General features: G+C 43.3%; 17 protein-coding genes. 13 read left to right on the top strand and 4 right to left on the bottom strand.

Annotated features, from left to right (window positions below):
- The first annotated feature begins 33 nt into the window (after positions 1-33).
- From P8596_RS06530 to P8596_RS06545, 4 genes are all read left to right on the top strand, one after another.
- Entirely contained in the window at positions 34-972 is a 939-nt protein-coding gene (locus P8596_RS06530) for a heme-dependent oxidative N-demethylase family protein (RefSeq protein ID WP_279726383.1), read from the top strand.
- Entirely contained in the window at positions 969-1454 is a 486-nt protein-coding gene (locus P8596_RS06535) for a hypothetical protein (protein WP_279726385.1), read from the top strand. Before P8596_RS06530 ends, P8596_RS06535 begins: the two co-directional genes overlap by 4 nt.
- Positions 1454-2407 carry a PDR/VanB family oxidoreductase gene (locus P8596_RS06540; protein ID WP_279726386.1) on the top strand — a complete coding sequence of 318 codons (954 nt, stop codon included), beginning with the start codon at positions 1454-1456 and terminating at the stop codon, positions 2405-2407. The genes P8596_RS06535 and P8596_RS06540 overlap by 1 nt, the downstream gene beginning before the upstream one ends.
- 128 nt (positions 2408-2535) lie before the next feature.
- Positions 2536-3342 carry an arylamine N-acetyltransferase family protein gene (locus P8596_RS06545; RefSeq protein ID WP_347815204.1) on the top strand — a complete coding sequence of 269 codons (807 nt, stop codon included), beginning with the start codon at positions 2536-2538 and terminating at the stop codon, positions 3340-3342.
- A gap of 16 nt (positions 3343-3358) precedes the next feature.
- Here P8596_RS06545 and P8596_RS06550 read toward each other — a convergent pair whose 3' ends face one another.
- The 3 genes from P8596_RS06550 to P8596_RS06560 form a co-directional block, all read right to left on the bottom strand.
- A complete protein-coding gene (locus P8596_RS06550; protein ID WP_034762451.1) occupies positions 3359-3544 on the bottom strand; it encodes a hypothetical protein in 186 nt (61 codons plus the stop codon).
- Between the two features lie 93 nt (positions 3545-3637).
- Positions 3638-4888 carry a helix-turn-helix domain-containing protein gene (locus P8596_RS06555; RefSeq protein WP_279726387.1) on the bottom strand — a complete coding sequence of 417 codons (1251 nt, stop codon included), beginning with the start codon at positions 4886-4888 and terminating at the stop codon, positions 3638-3640.
- A 107-nt stretch (positions 4889-4995) separates the two neighbouring features.
- Complete coding sequence (locus tag P8596_RS06560; protein WP_279726388.1) at positions 4996-5658, bottom strand: VC0807 family protein; 663 nt, start codon at positions 5656-5658, stop codon at positions 4996-4998.
- 209 nt (positions 5659-5867) lie between these two features.
- Between P8596_RS06560 and P8596_RS06565 the strand changes: the two genes are divergently transcribed.
- Entirely contained in the window at positions 5868-7931 is a 2064-nt protein-coding gene (locus P8596_RS06565) for a hypothetical protein (RefSeq protein ID WP_279726389.1), read from the top strand.
- A gap of 12 nt (positions 7932-7943) precedes the next feature.
- Positions 7944-9914: a beta-propeller fold lactonase family protein gene (locus tag P8596_RS06570; RefSeq protein WP_279726391.1), complete on the top strand. Its 1971-nt coding sequence runs from the start codon at positions 7944-7946 to the stop codon at positions 9912-9914.
- 40 nt (positions 9915-9954) lie between these two features.
- Here P8596_RS06570 and P8596_RS06575 read toward each other — a convergent pair whose 3' ends face one another.
- Positions 9955-10518, bottom strand: a complete 564-nt coding sequence (locus P8596_RS06575; RefSeq protein ID WP_279726392.1) for a hypothetical protein — start codon at positions 10516-10518, stop codon at positions 9955-9957.
- A gap of 114 nt (positions 10519-10632) precedes the next feature.
- Between P8596_RS06575 and P8596_RS06580 the strand changes: the two genes are divergently transcribed.
- The 7 genes from P8596_RS06580 (at position 10633) to P8596_RS06610 (ending at position 17071) form a co-directional block, all read left to right on the top strand.
- The gene (locus tag P8596_RS06580; protein WP_279726394.1) at positions 10633-11520 is read left to right on the top strand and encodes an ABC transporter permease subunit; all 888 of its coding nucleotides are present in this window, start codon (positions 10633-10635) and stop codon (positions 11518-11520) included.
- Positions 11513-12517, top strand: coding sequence for a hypothetical protein (locus P8596_RS06585; RefSeq protein ID WP_279726395.1), 1005 nt, complete (start codon positions 11513-11515; stop codon positions 12515-12517). Before P8596_RS06580 ends, P8596_RS06585 begins: the two co-directional genes overlap by 8 nt.
- A 21-nt stretch (positions 12518-12538) precedes the next feature.
- Positions 12539-12793 carry a hypothetical protein gene (locus P8596_RS06590; protein WP_224520693.1) on the top strand — a complete coding sequence of 85 codons (255 nt, stop codon included), beginning with the start codon at positions 12539-12541 and terminating at the stop codon, positions 12791-12793.
- Positions 12794-13025: 232 nt separating this feature from the next.
- Positions 13026-14639: a sensor histidine kinase gene (locus P8596_RS06595; RefSeq protein ID WP_279726396.1), complete on the top strand. Its 1614-nt coding sequence runs from the start codon at positions 13026-13028 to the stop codon at positions 14637-14639.
- Positions 14632-15327, top strand: a complete 696-nt coding sequence (locus P8596_RS06600) for a response regulator (RefSeq protein WP_224520691.1) — start codon at positions 14632-14634, stop codon at positions 15325-15327. The genes P8596_RS06595 and P8596_RS06600 overlap by 8 nt, the downstream gene beginning before the upstream one ends.
- 253 nt (positions 15328-15580) lie before the next feature.
- Positions 15581-16555, top strand: coding sequence for a tripartite tricarboxylate transporter substrate binding protein (locus P8596_RS06605; protein WP_279726397.1), 975 nt, complete (start codon positions 15581-15583; stop codon positions 16553-16555).
- Between the two features lie 69 nt (positions 16556-16624).
- The gene (locus P8596_RS06610; RefSeq protein ID WP_224520689.1) at positions 16625-17071 is read left to right on the top strand and encodes a tripartite tricarboxylate transporter TctB family protein; all 447 of its coding nucleotides are present in this window, start codon (positions 16625-16627) and stop codon (positions 17069-17071) included.
- The last annotated feature ends 12 nt before the right edge of the window (positions 17072-17083 follow it).

Raw genomic sequence — 17083 nt, forward strand, 5'->3', positions numbered from 1 at the left:
TGAAAGTGAGAATTTTCTGAAAAAGGTGGTTGTATGATGAGAGTGGATTCGTTCCCTTATCCCTTTAAGGGGGATGTGTATCGTTATTCTAATAATTCGGTTCCATTGGAAGAAGCAGGTTGTGTGGAGGTAACCACTTCGTATTCAAGTGAGGTCAGGCTGAAACGGAACCTGCTTACCGAACATCCTGAGAGGTGTTTCCAGTCCCGGTCGCATACCTTGAAAGCTCAATGGGAAATAGCCGAGATGGTGATGACACATCTGACAACCTATTATCCTCAGCAATTTTCCTTGGAAAGAAGTGAAGGGGAATGGACGTTTCACAATCACATCTTAGAAGAACACACAACGTTTACATTTGGGGATGAAGCCACGCTATCCTCAGAGCCCCTCGATTTCATCGGTCGTCATGTACAGGAGGATTTGATTTTTATGATGCAGCGGGATGGGGATTTATATATGGATGCGGGGCAGGTATGTTTTCCGGCCAACTGGTCCCTTGCATTTACTATCGGAATGAGCTTCAAGGAGGTACACGGACCGATTCCGGGATTTAAGGAAGAGGGATTGGATCAGCGGATCCTGACGTTCTTGATGAGGATGCAAGCGGGAGATCCCTGGGTAAGGCGGAACTGGTCGCTAATGGCGGGAAATCGTCTGGATACTTCCCTGGAAACCTTTGATGAGTGGGGAAAAGGAAGAAGAAAGGTTTCAAAGGAAAACGTCGGGGAATACGTTCATTTTCGTGTAGAGGTGCAAAAGCTGTTCCGTTTGCCAGGTTCGAATGGGCTGCTCTTTACCATCCATACCCATCTTCTACCACTTGAAGAATTTGCGAAGAATCATGAATGGACGAATGAGTTTTATCATATTCTCCAGGATCTTCCCGACCATATAGCCGATTATAAGGGGATCACCTTATATAAAGAAGAGGTCGTCGGGTACTTGAATGAAAAGAAGGTGGGGATGTGAAGACACTCCTGCAGCCTTTGTTCGTACCGGGCAAACGAAAATATATATTTCTTGGTGATGAAGGAGGAATGAAGCGACTGTCTCCTATCATCCAAAGAGTAAAAAAGGATGATTATCCTAATCAATCGGTGTTGCTGGATGATAAGGAAGAAACGGATATTTCTCATTGGCTGGAAGATCAGAAAATGGGGAGTTATCTATACATAGCGATGGGATGGAACAAGCTCTCCTATTTTAAAAAAATGGCAGAGGCTCATGGATTTTCCGCAGAAGAGACGCAATATATCGGACATGGAGTCAGGTTGATCCTTGTATTCTGTTCTAAATGCCATCAGAAAATGGAAGTGGATGGTGAGCCAATCAGTCAAATTACGACCTGTCCTCATTGTCACTTGACCTTATCCATTTCCGATCATTATTCTCCTTTCCATGAAACCTATCTCGGGTATGCAGCATGTACAGAAACAGGGAGTGATCAGTAGTGAATCAAGCTAAAACCATAAACGTCACTGTCCAATCGATCCATCAGGAAACACCTTATGTCAAACGTTTTTCACTAATTCAAGCCGGGAATGAACTTCTCCCTCCTTTTAGCGGGGGTTCCCACATCACGACGTATATTAAGACAGGAGGGGAGACGATTGCACGATCCTATTCTCTTACGAACCCACCCGGTCAAAGGGACACCTATCACATCGCCATTCGGCTGAATGCACAATCTACAGGCGGGTCCCGTTATTGGCATGAGCAGATGAAAGCAGGAGACACCCTCTGCATCAGTCCTCCACAGAATCATTTCCCATTGAGCTTCCGTGCGAAGCACCATGTTTTCTATGCAGCGGGAATCGGGATCACGCCTTTCCTGTCCATGATGGCAGAACTTAAAAAGGAGGGACGCTCCTTTGAACTTCATTATGCGGCAAAGTCCGAGGAAGACTGCCCGTTTTTTACGTATTTAATGAAAGTGTATCCCAATGAGAGTCATTTTTATTTTTCAAGAGAAAGGAGATTGACTGATCAAAGCCTCTGGGAACATAGAATCGGAACTCATGTGTATTTCTGCGGTCCAACTTCTTTTATCGAAGGATTTACTGCAAGTGCCCTGAAAATTGGATATCCCCGATCAAGCATTCACTTTGAACGGTTTGCTCCACTGCAGACAATGAAACGTCAGGACTTTTTGGTAGAAGTAGAAAATGGCCCGACCATTAAAGTGCCAAAGGATATGACATTATTAGAAGCTCTTCTCAAGGCAGGGGTCAATGCGCCATATTCCTGCCGGGTCGGTCGTTGCGGAACCTGTGAGGTGAACGTATTGGAGGGTGAAGTCGAGCACGGTGATTCTTTCTTAAGTGACAGTGAGAGGAGTGAACATCACTCGATATTAACATGTGTATCCAGGGCGAAAGCCGAGAAACTGCGGATTAAGCTTTAGTGCATTTTGACCGGAATCAAGGAGATTTAGCACCTTAATCCCAAAATGAATGTCAGGCGATCATCTCTTTCCTTGAAAACGTCTATGAGAAGCAGGTAAACTTTAAAGACTAGCCTCAAAGAAAGGATGTGCCCGCCATCAACAGTCTAGACAAGCTATTCCGCAAAAGGATTCAATATTCAAGTCCAGATCCCGTAACCTTTCAGGATCTGGATATCATATTAGAAAAAATGGCGCTTTATATTCCATTTGAAAATGTATGCATTATTGAAGAAAGATCCCGTATTCTGACCAAAGATCATCTGGTGAATAAAATGCTCATTTTAAATGAGGGAGGTCTCTGTTATGAACTAAATTCACTCCTTTATTTATTCCTGATAGAAAACGGATTCGAAGCTTCCTTAATACAGGGAGCGGTCTATGATCATGCTTCAGGAGCGTTCGGTCGCATCGGAAGGACACATGTTGCCGTTAAGGTGTGTCACGAAAAACAGGATTATATTCTGGATGGGGGCTTCGGAGGGAATATTCCGATGAAACCCGTACCATTATCGGGGGAGACGGTCTCTTCGGGCAATGGGGAATTCAGGATACGTGCAGGTGAAACAGCTTATGGGGATTATAGATTAGAAATGAAATTGAAGCATAAAGACACCGATTGGAGAATCGGGTATGCATTTGATTCTAAACGAACGATCAGGGATGTGCGTTTCCTTGACGACGTCCGAGTCACAGTGGAAGAGCATCCCGCCTCACCCTTTAATAAACATCGGTTACTGACAAAACGAACGGATGACGGAAGTGTGACCTTGACGGAGACTTCCTTTACTCAATGGAAGAAAGGGAATGTAAAGAAAAGTGAAATAAATTCAGAGGAGTACCAGGAACTTTTGAACCTTTGGTTTTCTCGAACAGATAAAAGAGACCCGGAATGAATCCGGGTCTCTTCATTTACTTACCGAGCATCGCCATAATCCCTTTATAGATTAAGAAGAGTGAGAATACGAGAATAGCTAAAATACCGATGATGTCTGTTACAGGTGACACGCTTTCTAAAAATGTTCCGTTAAGTGGTGCCCTTAACAATGCGAAACCGGAAAGAATACCTGCTACTAATAAAAGAATGAATCGATCCATTCTAATCGCCTCCTTTCACGATAGTATATGAAGGAGGGATTGGGAAGTTGAACCCAATAATAGGAAGTGTTTTTATTCATGCATCTTTAGGGATCATTCCAATTCATAGTAACTGATTTCATTCGTCATCTTTTCGGATGCGAGCTCGAACCCTTTTTCGGTCTGTCCGGTTTTAACATAATATAAAAAGAGTTGCCTTTCATAATGCTGGTACATCAACTGACTGCCCGTCCTTTTAAAGTGGGGGAGGGCGGTTTTTTCCATATACTCATAGAGTTCTTCTTCATTTGATTTCAAGGTGAGCAGATAGATTTCAAAGAATACAAAGGTGGGGTCCTGGTGCTCCCTGGCTTTCTTCAGTCCACTGTTTGCCAGATGGTTGAGCTCTTCTTCAGAAAGAAGGTTTCCTTTCATACAGGAAAGGATGTATCCACTGAGTGTGACTAAATAAGAAGAAGCAGGGGTGTTCTCTGTAGTGAGCTCCAGAGCCCTTTCATACGATGCTTTCGATTCCTTATATCGCTTTCTCCGGAAATATTCGAATCCCAGGTTATTATGGATTTTATGTGCCCTTTCCATGGAGTTGACAGATTCACAGACTCTAAGGAGTTTATCATACTGTTGTTTGGTCTGTTCCATATCGAAAGGTTCCTTCGCGTTCAATTGAATTAATATGAGAATTTCAGAATCGATGACTCTGAGGATATTTAATGATTTTTGAAAAAACTGCAGGGCCCTTTGTCCGTAATAATAGGCGAACGTATTAGAATGGATGGAATGATAGGCTGTTGCCAGATGAAAATAATATTCAGCATTCGGGTATTCATCATCAATCTGTTTTAAGGACTGGATGCAGCAGTCAAATTTTCTTATTGAGTAAAAATAGATTCCTCTCACATGGAGTAATAAATTGGACTCATAAGGGGAAAGAGAGTCCTGTTTCGATTTGATCATGGTCAGGATTTCGTTTGCTCTTGGAGGGTTATCTAAGAACAGATGATACCTTGCTAATAATAAGTGATATTGAAAGAAGAAATCGGATAAAAATCGTAAAGGTTCTTGTTCGATTTCTGATTTAAGTTGATGGATTTCATGGGTCCGGATCATGATGATCGCATCGTTCCATTTGGCCAATGCATGCTGCAAGGATTCATATCGCGAGCGCTCCGCTATCATATCGACTCCGAGCCTTTTAGCAAGTAGATCGGTGATTTCACTTGAGTATTCTGTGATTCCCCTTTCGATTTTACTTAGATGTGTAGTGGAACAGATCCCCTGTGCAAGCTGCTCCTGGGTCAATCCTGATTCTTCCCGATGAAATTTAATCAATTTACCTTCAATCATAGTACACCTCGGAGTGAACATTTTATTATCCATTATAGGAAAAATATTCACATTGTTCTATAGGGTTCGGACAAGACGGAGGTCTGAAGGCAGAAACATCCAAAAGCCTATACGGCATCCGTCTTTTCTGCTTGGAGTTCATTCCGTACTTCCTCGACTAATTGAGGGGAATTGTTGATGATCTTCCCGATATAGAAGAATCCGGCAACGGTGATACCCGTCATGATCCAGCTGAACGCCTGTCGCAGAATGATCCCTTTATCAAATGCCTCCACACCATACTCCAAAATGAGCCATGCTTTCACGACGGCGAGAATCCCACTCCTCAGTGCGAAGCAAAGCGTGATCAACTGAAACAAGGTGTACAGAGGTTTCTTATAGAAAAGTCTCTTACTAAACGTACGGTCATGACCCTGGAGCTCTGCGAAATCAAGACCAAAGTATAAGGTGATGGGCCTTCTGATGATCATGGTCATGAGGAAAAATAAGCTGATCCCGGCAGCGTAATAAACATTATTCCAAAGAAGCTGTAAAGACGAACCGGCCAGTACGTCTATCAGGGTACCGACAATCAAAGTGAACAGAATGAACAGGCCGAATGTATTCACTTTCTTCATCTCGATGAATCGGTAGACGGTATAAATAATTCCTGGAACAGAGGAAAGGAGCATGGCGTAATAATCTCCGGTGTAATCCCTCATGATATTCCACACAAACAGAGGGAGGGCAACATAAATCATCAGATCGAATAGTACAATATTTTTCTTCACTTTTATCACTCTTTCTTTTTTCCTTATACAAAGAGTACGGTCCTCAAAAGAACAAAGTTTCAAATTAATGGATAATATTTAATAAATGAAATCGATTTCTTTTTTTATGAAAATTCTTATTGAGATTCTTTCTCAATTAAACTATACTAATAAACAGTAATGAGAATCATTCTCGAATGATTCGTGAACGTTGAGAGGGGCTACATAGAATGAATCGACCATGGAAAGTATTATCCGCGTCCGTGTTGGCATCTTCACTTTTACTTGCCGGATGTGTCAGTGATAAGGAAGAAGCTTCGAAATCAGACGGAGAAAAGAAAACGGGAGCAAGCAAGGTGAACGTCTCTGATTATACGTTCGATACTGCCGGGAATATGTTTGCGTATGCAGAATTTGAATTATCCGGCGAGCCGCTGGCAGAAAGCCTTGGCCTGGATTTAGATATATTAGATATCAATAAATTGGATCAGCCAACAAAATTTGATTATACAGCCGGCGTTGAATCCTATGAGTACTCTGAGGAAGCTATGTATGAAGTTGTCGAAAAATCGGGTCTCGGATTACATTTGATCAATGGCCCAGCTGTTGAAACCCTTCAAAATGGAAAAACAGCTGATGAAAAATTGGGAAGCCGCTTTTATGAATTGGCGGGTGCCGTCGGATATCCAGAAGATGAAATTTTCAGGAATATGTTTCCGACGTTCATTGAATACTCTGCCGGCGATCCCCATTATAAGGGCAAAGTAGATACAAGTGAGTATGCAGCGAATGATGATGGTAGCTATGTACCTATGTATCAAGTAAACTTCGAATCACTCCGCTGGGACCGTGACAAAATGGAGAAGAACCTTATCCCTTCAGCGTACGGTGCAACGTTCTTAAAACAAGCGCTGTGGGCCGGTGATTTCATGGGCGGATTCCATACGATTGATGCTGATGAAGAATTGGCAGGAGAAACGTCCAAGGATGACGATGATCAGAATATTGCACTGGGAGTAAGCTCAGCAGATGGTTTCCAGGGAGCGGTTCTGACGGAAGAAATGTGGAATAAAGTGAATTATATTTCGAATGAATTGTTTGTGGATGGCACGACAGGGAAATTGACGGCTGCCGGCCTTGGAAGCCAGTATAATCCTTCAGAAGGATTCGTTTACTTACCACATAGTGTAGAAGTCACCGAAGATGGTAAACAGGCACCAAACGCAAAGTCACTCTCTATCAAAGATTCAAACAGTGTCCTTCAGGACCAGTGGATGATGCTTTGGCCGACTTCTGAATTCTATGGGATGACGGACCAAAGGGAAAGCAACCCGAACAAGACACCACCGTTCCAGGAGTTGTTTGACGGTGCACCGTATCCTTCTGCACCTAAAGAGAATACGGATGACTCGCCTGATAACGATGTGAAAGGAACAGATCCGTTCACAGCCAATCAAAACGTGATGCTGCATGTATTCAAGAATATTGATGCCATGCATTTCAATGATGATAAAGGAATGTTTGTAACTGAAAATGATGGAAAAGAACAAGGGACGTATATGGATACGTTCCAGGCTGGTTACACGATGGAATCGATGAGGATCTTCCAACGTGCCATCGATGGGCTTCCTGTCGGGTACGCTTCAGGGGAGTCTGCTGATGGATTAAAAACCGCTGAAGGCAAGCGTGCACTCGAAATGATCCGTAAGCAGGCAGACTTCATGATAGACAACCTGGTCATGGATTCAGGTCTTGTAGCAAAAGGTTTTGATACCAAAAAAGGTGCAGATAAGGATGTAACATTGGATGCTCAACTAGGTGCGATTAGAGGCTTGACAGCAGCTTATTTAGCCACCGATGATGAGAAATATCGCGAGGCAGCCCGCTCTATTTATGAAGCGTTGGATTCCGGGCTTTGGGATGACGAATTGAATGCATATGAAACATGGGAAGGGAAAATGGAGTATACCCCGTATACAGCAGGGGCATTGTCTGCCACATACCGTGTCGCCCTGCAAAACTTAAGCAATCGGGAATCGGATTCTGAAACACCTGAAAGCCTTGAAATCGATATGATCACCTCACGCTACAGTGATTTCTACGATACAGTCATCGATGGTCCGTCCCTTGAAGAAGGAATGCAGGCAAGTGAATTCTGGGATACAGGAGATTATTACAACAGCAAGGATTCATCTGGAAATACCGATGGGGACAATGTTCCACAAGTTCAAGCCGGACATGGCAAAAATGGGATCGCGCCCGTATTGCTTCCTGTTACGGTCGAAAAACGATAAAGAAGGGATCCTATGAATAAGATAATAGGATATGCGACGGCGTTTCTCTTAGCAGGAACGCTTGTTGCATGTTCGATTCAAACGACAACCAAAGACGCCCCGAGCTTCGAGTCAGTTCGGAAAGAAGCAGTCAATAGCGATAACATCCTCCAAAACAAAGAAGGAACCGAGCTATATATCGCCAATCTTGATGCCAATACGGTTTCCATTGTGAATGAGAAAACACAGAAGGTTGAAGGAGAAATTCCTGTCGGGAAAGAGCCGGTTCAATTGGCTATATCACCGGATGAAGATCGCCTGTATGTATCGTGCAGGTATGATAATAAGATTGATGTCATCTCACTGGAAGAAGGGAAAGTAGTAGATTCCTATGAAGTGGGAAAGGAACCTTTTGGACTCCTGACAAGCCAAAATGGTAAGACCCTGTATGTAGCCAATTATCGGGAAAGCACGATCATGATGGTTGACGTGAAGAGTGGGGATGTAACTGAGACGATCCCAGTGCACGATCGACCAAGAACGTTGGCTGAAACAGCGGATGGGAAGAAGATATACATCCCTCATTATTTATCCGGTGAAGTATCCGTCCTGGATGCAGAAAAGAAAAAGGTTGCAAAAACCTTTAAACTGGCAGACTCGCCTGATGTTTCTGACCGGAAAAAGAGCCAGGGCATCCCGAATACCCTTGAGCAATTTGTGATTGCACCCGATGGGAAAACAGCATGGATTCCCCATTTGGTGACCAATGTCGATACGCCCATTCAATTTGAGGAAACAATCTTTCCTGCGATTTCCATCATCGATCTGGAAAAAGATGAAGAATTGGTGGATAAAAGAAAAGAATTGTTTGAAGAAATCAATGTGCTGGATTCAAAAAATGAGACGATGATCGTATCAAATCCTTATGATGTGGCCTTCCAAAAAGATGGATCGAAAGCATATGTGGTGATGTCGGGAAGTGAAGATTTAGTTGTTTTTGATCTGAAGCGCGGTGGGAATGCCACTCAAATTCTACGAAGAATCGAGGGGAATAATCCCCGTGGAATCATATTAAGTAACAATGGGGAAACTCTTTACGTCCATAATGCCATGAGTCATGACCTTGCGACCATTGATTCGGGAGGCAGCTCTACTCATTCAAGGGCGAAAAAACTTCAAGATAACATCTCCCTGATCGAAAAAGATCCACTCGATCCACAGGTTCGTAAAGGGAAAACTATTTTTTATAGTGCCAACAGCGATGAGTTTGAAGCGGATATCACCGGCAACAACTGGATGAGCTGTGTGTCTTGTCACAGTGATGGAGAAATCAACGGGTTGACCTTGATGACTGGAAGGGGTCAGCGGAATGTCCCGACGAACACAAGAACTGCGGAAACCGGACTCTTCACGTGGGACGGCAGCCGGGATGACTTTACGGATTATCTCCTGACGGTCCAGGGTGAAATGGGCGGCATGATGAAATATGAGCCTGGTGAAGAACTGCCGGCGAATGTTGAGAAGATGTATGATGATCTATTCGCCTTTCTGAAGGAACCGTCATCTTTCCCCGTTCCACAGAGTCCTTATAAGGAAAATGGGGAATTAACAAGCTCGGCGAAAGAGGGAAAGGCTCTCTTTGAAGGAAAAGCCTCCTGCATCTCCTGTCATAGCGGAAGTCAGTTTACGGATAGTGTGAAAGCAACAGGTGAAAATGGAGAGCTGTCAACAAGCATGACAGACTATCTCCATGATATCGGCACGGCCAACCCATTTGATGTACCATCGGAGGGGGACGCAAGAGCAGATTTCACAAATCCTCGGGATGGGAAGAGCTTTGATACTCCCAGCCTGGTCGGAGTGTGGGCAACTGGCCCATATCTGCATGATGGAAGTGCCGGGACCATTGAGGAATCCATCCTGCGCCATCAATATGAGGGGAAATCGGAGCTGAGTCAAATCGAAATGTCCAAGATTGCCGATTATGTAAGGTCCCTTGACTAATGCGATGAAAAAGCTTGAGGAAACCGTTCCTCAAGCTTTTTTATGGTGTGCTATGTTTCGGAATGAAATCCATCGTACCTCCAATCACTTCGTCTTCCTTTAAAACATTGACGTACAATAGAAGTCCGGTAAGTGTTTTTCCATTTTCAGAGATTTCTATATAGTCTTCATTGGTTATTAGGTTTTCTCCGAGCTTGATGTCCTCAGGCTGGTTATCCGGAATGAACATAAGATCCAGGCGGTACCTTTTATTGGGATCGGGCCATTTCAAAACGGTTAATTCAATCGATCCTTCCTTACCCACTTTCGCAGTTGAAGCAAGGGCGATATCTTCAGGTTCAACCTGATAGGTCTGGATTTCTTCAAGTGACACAGTTTCGTCATAGGGTTTGAGCATAATATACAAAACAGAGCCCTGCGGCAGGTCGGTGTCACCTCTTATAATGATCTGATGTGGTTTAAACGAGACGGATGCATCCATCATAATATTTTGAGGCTTGTGGGGCTGATTTTCCTTGGCGGCAGTGAAACTAATTCGGCAACTAGATAATAGACTAAGTAAGACCAGCATTGCAAGACTCAGTAGTACCCATTTTCCCTTCATATTGGAGTCCCCTTCATCTCTTCATTTTCAGAATTGTGTTTACAATTATATTACAGTATTGTAACATAAATATAGAAAAAATGTATCAATTTGGAAGTTGTATGGAGGGATGTTATGAAAAGGGTGTTTGAGATTCCCTTTCATTTTTTGGTTGTCGTGTTGGGTTTATATTTACTTAGCGGGATCGGTTCGCTACTCGCATATGATACAGAGCTTTTGATTAACCTGGCAGCATATGGGCACAGACTGCAACAGACCTGGATTGACATCATGCATCCCTCATCGATCTACATTTATTGGGGAGAGGGAAATAAGCAATACAGCATCACTGAAGTCTTTTCCAAGACGTATTTTTACTCGTTTTTGATTCTTTTCAGTTCGTTCTTCTTAGCGGTCTGCCTGTCAGTGCTATTCAGCTATTCTCTCATGTTATTACCCCGGAAAGCATATCGTTTCTCTACTAAGATTATCAATGGACTGGATGCTTTGCCGGATGTGTTCATTGTCGTTCTATTTCAACTTTTTATCATCTGGTTATTCAAAAAGACGAATCTGTTGGTGTTCGATATTTATGCCCTGGGTGAAGAGCGGATCTACTTTTTACCTATTCTTTGCTTGTCGGTGATTCCGGCCGTGTTCTTATTAAAACAGTTTTTGTTTCAGTTAAAAGAAGAAGAAAATAAACCCTATGTGGAGTTTTCGTATTCAAAAGGATTCAGGAGGGCCTATACGGTTTGGCATCATCTGTTCCGGAATGTATGGGTACACTTCTTCTTTCGTCTGAAGCCGATCTTTCTACTGATGCTTTCAAACCTATTAATCATTGAACTTCTATTTAACATCAATGGATTCATGCAGGTGCTGCTGCGAACGGCGACCAGTTCACCGGCTGCATTCTTCCTTGGGATGCTTCTCATTTTTGTCCCGTTCTTTATCGTCTTTACGATAGGTTCTAACATTCTATCAAAATGGTTGAAAGGAGGGGAACAGAATAGTGAATAGCTGGATGGCCAAACGATTGGCATTTCCGTTCCTGATCCTGATAGCCTTTATTGCTGTCAGCTTCCTGGTACCCGTACTGAATCCCGGTTATGATGAGGTTGTGGACTATCTCTCGGATGAGAATGGGAGAGTGATAGCAGCACCGCCGTTCACCCCGAGTGAAATGCCTCCTTTAGGGAGTGATAAACTGGGGAGGAACTTTCTGTTGCTCTTATTAGTCGGAGCGAAATATACCATTTTTGCTTCTCTAGCCATCGCCTTATTACGTATGGTTTTAGGGTTTTTCTTTGCTGTACTGTATACCTTCCTTCCTGCATTTCTGGGAAGGTTTATTAAAGGGCTGGGAGAGTCGTTCCAATATATTCCTCTCGCCATTATCGTATTTGCGTTACTCGTTCCCCTCGAGGGAGCCTTTCATTCCGAGGTCCTGCCGTCCAACCGGTACTTCGTCATTCAGGTGGTTGCGATTGCCGCTGTGACGATCCCGTCTCTCGGAATCTATTTAGGAGAAGAGATGAAGCTCTTTATGAAGAGCGAATTCATACAGGTATCACGAACGATGGGGGCAGGAAGATTCCATCTGATCAAGCAGCACCTGCTTCCACAGTTCAGAAGACACTCAATCGTGTTATTTTCAGAGCAGGTTTCCCAGACCCTTGCTCTGCTCATACAGCTCGGAATTCTTCATATGTGTCTTGGTGGCCTTAAGATCGCCAACTTTGGCATCATGGAAAGCATCCCGGTTTACTTTTCCGAAACAAACGAATGGGCAGCGACGATCGCCATCAACATCCAGCAGATCTTCCTGCGCCCGATGCTTGTCGTCGTCCCACTGACGCTATTCGCCATCTTGATCTTGTGTGTGAACTGGATTAGTTCGACCCTTAGGAGGTCCTTGATTGAAGGGGAAGGTGGGAAGGTGAAGAAAAAGGCGGAAGAAAAACATCATGAAAGAACAGTAGCTGTATCGAAGGACCTTTTCACTTTGAAACAGTAGGAGGAAGTAGGTTGAATTAGGATGAAGGAAAAACAAGGTGGAAAGATTTTTTTGGTTGTATCTATCCTATTCTTATTATTTGGTGGAGTGGTTACCGTTTACGCTGGGTTTGAACCGGACCCAGATCGTTCCTTATGGTTTCCGCTAATTTTCCTGGCCACTATGATCATCAATGTATACATTTCAATGAAAGAAAGCCGTCCCTACTATACAATGGGATTTAGTCTGATGGCTGTCTCTTCTCTTTTATACATGGTGATTCCGTACCTGATATAGAAAACACTCAGAAATCATCAATGATTTCTGAGTGTTCTTTTTTTACAGTATCAATGCGCGGTTCTTTCTATGTTCTTTTCGCAAAGGCACGGTTTTAAACAGCCTTTTCTCTTCTTCAGATTGAGAAGGGTTTCTTTCCTGTTGTAAACTAAGGCTTTTTTAAGTTCCTTGTCCTGTAATGAGTATGATATATTAATATAATAGAAAATTCAGTATAATCAGGGGTAATGGGATGAATAGACTTCTTAAGGTTCCGCTTCAGGTCAAAATATTGGGCTTGGTCATTTCGCTTCTGTTGATCGTGATTGGCCTGCTTACATGGATGTTTGCATACCGGGAATCACAGGAAGACGTTGCTCAGGCAGAAGATCTGGCGATGCAAACGGCCAAGACACTTTCGTATATGCCGGTGATTCAGGATTCTTTTAAGAATGAGGAGCCAGTAGAAGATCTAAGTGTGGTCACGGAACAAATCCGTGACCAGGTGGATGCTTCTGCTGTCCTGATTGAAAACAGGGACGGACAGATATTCAGTTTTGTCGGACAAGCGATTGGGGATGGGGATCCAGAAGAACGTTATCGTGCATTGGTATTCGGAAGTAATAATCTGATTCATACCGGGGATGGCGACGAAGAGGTGTTAAAGGGGATTGTCCCGGTCATGATCCGGTATGACAACTACAAAAAAGTCGAAGGCACCGTAACGGTGGAGTTTGATATGAAAACCATTCGGAGTAAGATTGCCTATGAAATCCGCACAATGCTTGCTCTTTCCGGGGGAGTCCTGATCCTTGGGGTGTTCGGCAGTCTGTTCTTGGCCAGGAGTATCAGAAAGGATACACTCGGTCTGGAACCGTATCAGATCAGTGCGCTCTTCAGGGAAAGAAATGCGGTTCTGCAATCTGTAAAGGAAGGGATTTTAGCCATCGACACACAAGGTGTGATTACGATGATGAATCAATCTGCCCGTGAGTTACTTGATATTAAGGAAAATGTGGAAGGTAAATTCTTGACAGAAGTCATTTCTTCTCAAACGATGCCCGACATGCTTGCTTCTTCTTTGCATATTTCCAACATCGAACTTCAATATAAAGAAAAGACGATGATCGTCAATGCCCAGCCTATCATCGAAAATAATCAGAAGGCAGGAACTGTGTTCAGCTTCAGGGACCGGACAGAAATTAAACAAATGGTCGATGCCCTTTCGGAAGTTCAGCAATACTCGCAGGACTTACGGGCACAAACGCACGAATTCAAAAACAAACTGCATGTACTTCTCGGGTTGCTTCAGCTGCATAAATATGAAGAAGCCATCACATTCCTAACGGAGGAATCGGAGCTGCAGGAGTATCATTCGACCATATTCTTTCAGAGTATCCTGGATGAGAAAGTTCAGGCCATTCTATTAGGAAAGATTGCAAAAGCATCAGAAAAGAAAATAGATTTCGAAATAGACGGTGAAAGTTCGCTTTCCCCGCTTCCTGTGTTCATCGGTCTTTCACCCCTTATCGTTATATTGGGTAATCTGATTGATAATGCATTCGAAGCGGTGATGGACCAAAACCAAAAAATCAAGGTCGTTTCTTTTTTCGTTACCGACATTGGCAACGATATCATCTTTGAAATCGCTGATAACGGAAAAGGGATATCTGAAGAAGAAGAGGGACGTATTCTTCAGAAAGGAGTCTCATCAAAGGGTGACCACCGGGGGTATGGACTTGCGAACGTCCAGGAAGAACTATCCCTGCTCGGGGGGACGATTGAATGGGATTCCAAAAAGGATACAGGGACGGTATTCACTGTCATCCTGCCGAAATCACACACAAAGGGGAATAGGTATGATTAACGTTGTCATTGCCGAAGATGATTTTCGCATTGCACAGATACATGAAGAATTTCTTGCGAAGAATGAGCAGCTGACATTAGTCGGTAAAGCGATGAATGCTAAGGAAACATTGACCATTCTTGATAAACAATATGTTGATTTGCTATTACTTGATGTATATATGCCTGATCAGCTTGGTACTGAATTACTGCATAAAATACGCTCTGATTATCCTTCCGTTGATATCATCATGATCACGGCTGCGAAAGATAAGGCTTTTTTAGAAAAGGCACTCCGGTACGGTGTCGAACATTATTTGATCAAACCGGTGACACTGGAGAAATTCCACGAAGCCATCACGTCTTATCTCCAGAAAAAAGTGATGCTTGATTCTGCTGAAGAGGTCAATCAGCAGATCTTGGATCAATTCTTTGGGAAGGAAAAAAAGAAAGCTGCTGAAAAAAGATACGATCTTCCGCCTGGCATCGATTATTTGACTCTTCATAAAGTGACATCCATCCTGCAAGAGGAAAAAGAAGGGATCACCTCGGAAAGAGTCGGCGAAAAGATGGGGGCATCCCGGACAACCGCACGGAGATATCTAGAATATCTGGTGGGGATAAAAGATGCCACTGTCGAGCATGTCTATGGGATCGTCGGACGTCCCGAAAGAAGATACAAAATTGGAAGTGAGAATGCAGTGAAATAGTTTCCGGGAGAGATTGTGTCTGCCACATCGATGTAAGTGATCACTTACATCGATGTGGCAGACTTCTTTATTTGCAGAAGGCAGGAGACCTGTGAACAAAATGAACAAAATCCCCACAAGTTTTTTAAAACATAATATTTTGGAAACGTTTACATAGCCTCATTTGGCAACTAGGATTAAATTAACGTATTTCACCTTTTTTACAGGGGATGTTTACGGTGAGTACAAACAAGATAAAAGGGGTGCAGAAAAAATGAAAAGGTTTGGCTTCGTATTGATTATTTGTGTAATGGCATTGATGACAGCTTGTTCCAGCTCTGCTTCGGGAGATAAGGAATTTCCGTCAAAGAATATTGAAATCATTGCACCAGCTTCTCCAGGCGGAGGCTGGGATTTAACAGCCCGTTCTGTCCAGAAGGTTTTGCGTGACAACGACATTGTGGATAAAAACATCAATGTCATCAACAAACCGGGCGGAGGCGGAGAAGCGGGATGGAAGTATCTTGAGAAGAAGGATGCCCATCATCTTGCAATTAATTCAAGTCTGGTACTGACAAATAAATTATTGGGACAAAGCGATCTATCCTACGAACAATTCACGCCGATTGCGACACTGGCAACAGAGTGGCAAGCTCTTACAGTCCCTGTGGATTCAAAGTATGAAACGGCAAATGAATTGCTTGAACAAATGAAGAAAGACCCTAAATCAATTAAAATAGGGGTCGGTCCTGGTCTCGGGAATGATGACCACCTGTCGATTGTACAGGCCGCAAGTGAGAAGGGGATCGATCCTACTAATCTTGACTTTCTTGTCTATGAAGGCGGCGACGTCGTGACGGCGCTGCTCGGGGGACATGTGGATGCAGTGACGACTTCCCTTTCAGAAGTGAAAGAGCAATACTTGGCAGGGAAGCTTAAAATTCTTGCGGTATCTTCTGAAAAAAGGCTTGAAGGGCTGGATGACGTTCCAACCTGGACGGAAGAAGGAGTGGACATGGTGTTCCCTCACTGGAGAGGCATCATGGGACCTGGTGATATGACAGAAGATGAAATCGCCTATTGGGATGATAAGATCGGCGAAATGGTCAAAACGGATGAATGGAAGAAGATGCTTGAAAACAATGACTGGGATGATTTTTATAAAGACAGCAAGGAAACGAAGGAATTCATGAAGGAACAGGAAAAATTATATTCCGATTTAGTGGAAAACTCCGGGTTGAAAAATTAAAGTAAGTGACGGTTGGGAGACGAATGAGTGTCTCCCACCGGTCTACTCTCTCAAAGGAGGTTGAAGTGCATGAGAGCAATCAAACTCGGGATGCCGATTTTTTTAATTCTTTTAAGCTTCTTTTTTTTAATAGCATCCATCAATTTGCCCAAGGCAAATCTCGGGAATCCAAACGGTCCGCTCTATTTTCCTGTCGGTTTAAGTGTATTCATGCTGGTATTCAGTGCGGTTTACTTATTTCAGGAGTGGAAGAGCCTTCAAGTTCATAATGAAGATATCAAGCTTCTGCTGAAAGGGAGAACGCCGAAATTGATTGCCCTGACTGTTTTATACGGAGCTGTTTATGCGTTCATATTTGAACGGATCGGATTCTTATTTTCTACTATTTTATTTTTGGGTGCTTTACTATTTACAGTCAACGCCAAGAAATATGTTGTGAATGTGATAGTGGCAATCAGCTTTTCTTTTCTATCATGGTATGCATTTAGCGTTTTATTAGGAGTCAGTCTTCCATAGGAGGTGCACTAG

The organism is Rossellomorea sp. DA94 (assembly GCF_029834455.1).
Lineage (GTDB): Bacteria > Bacillota > Bacilli > Bacillales > Bacillaceae_B > Rossellomorea > Rossellomorea vietnamensis.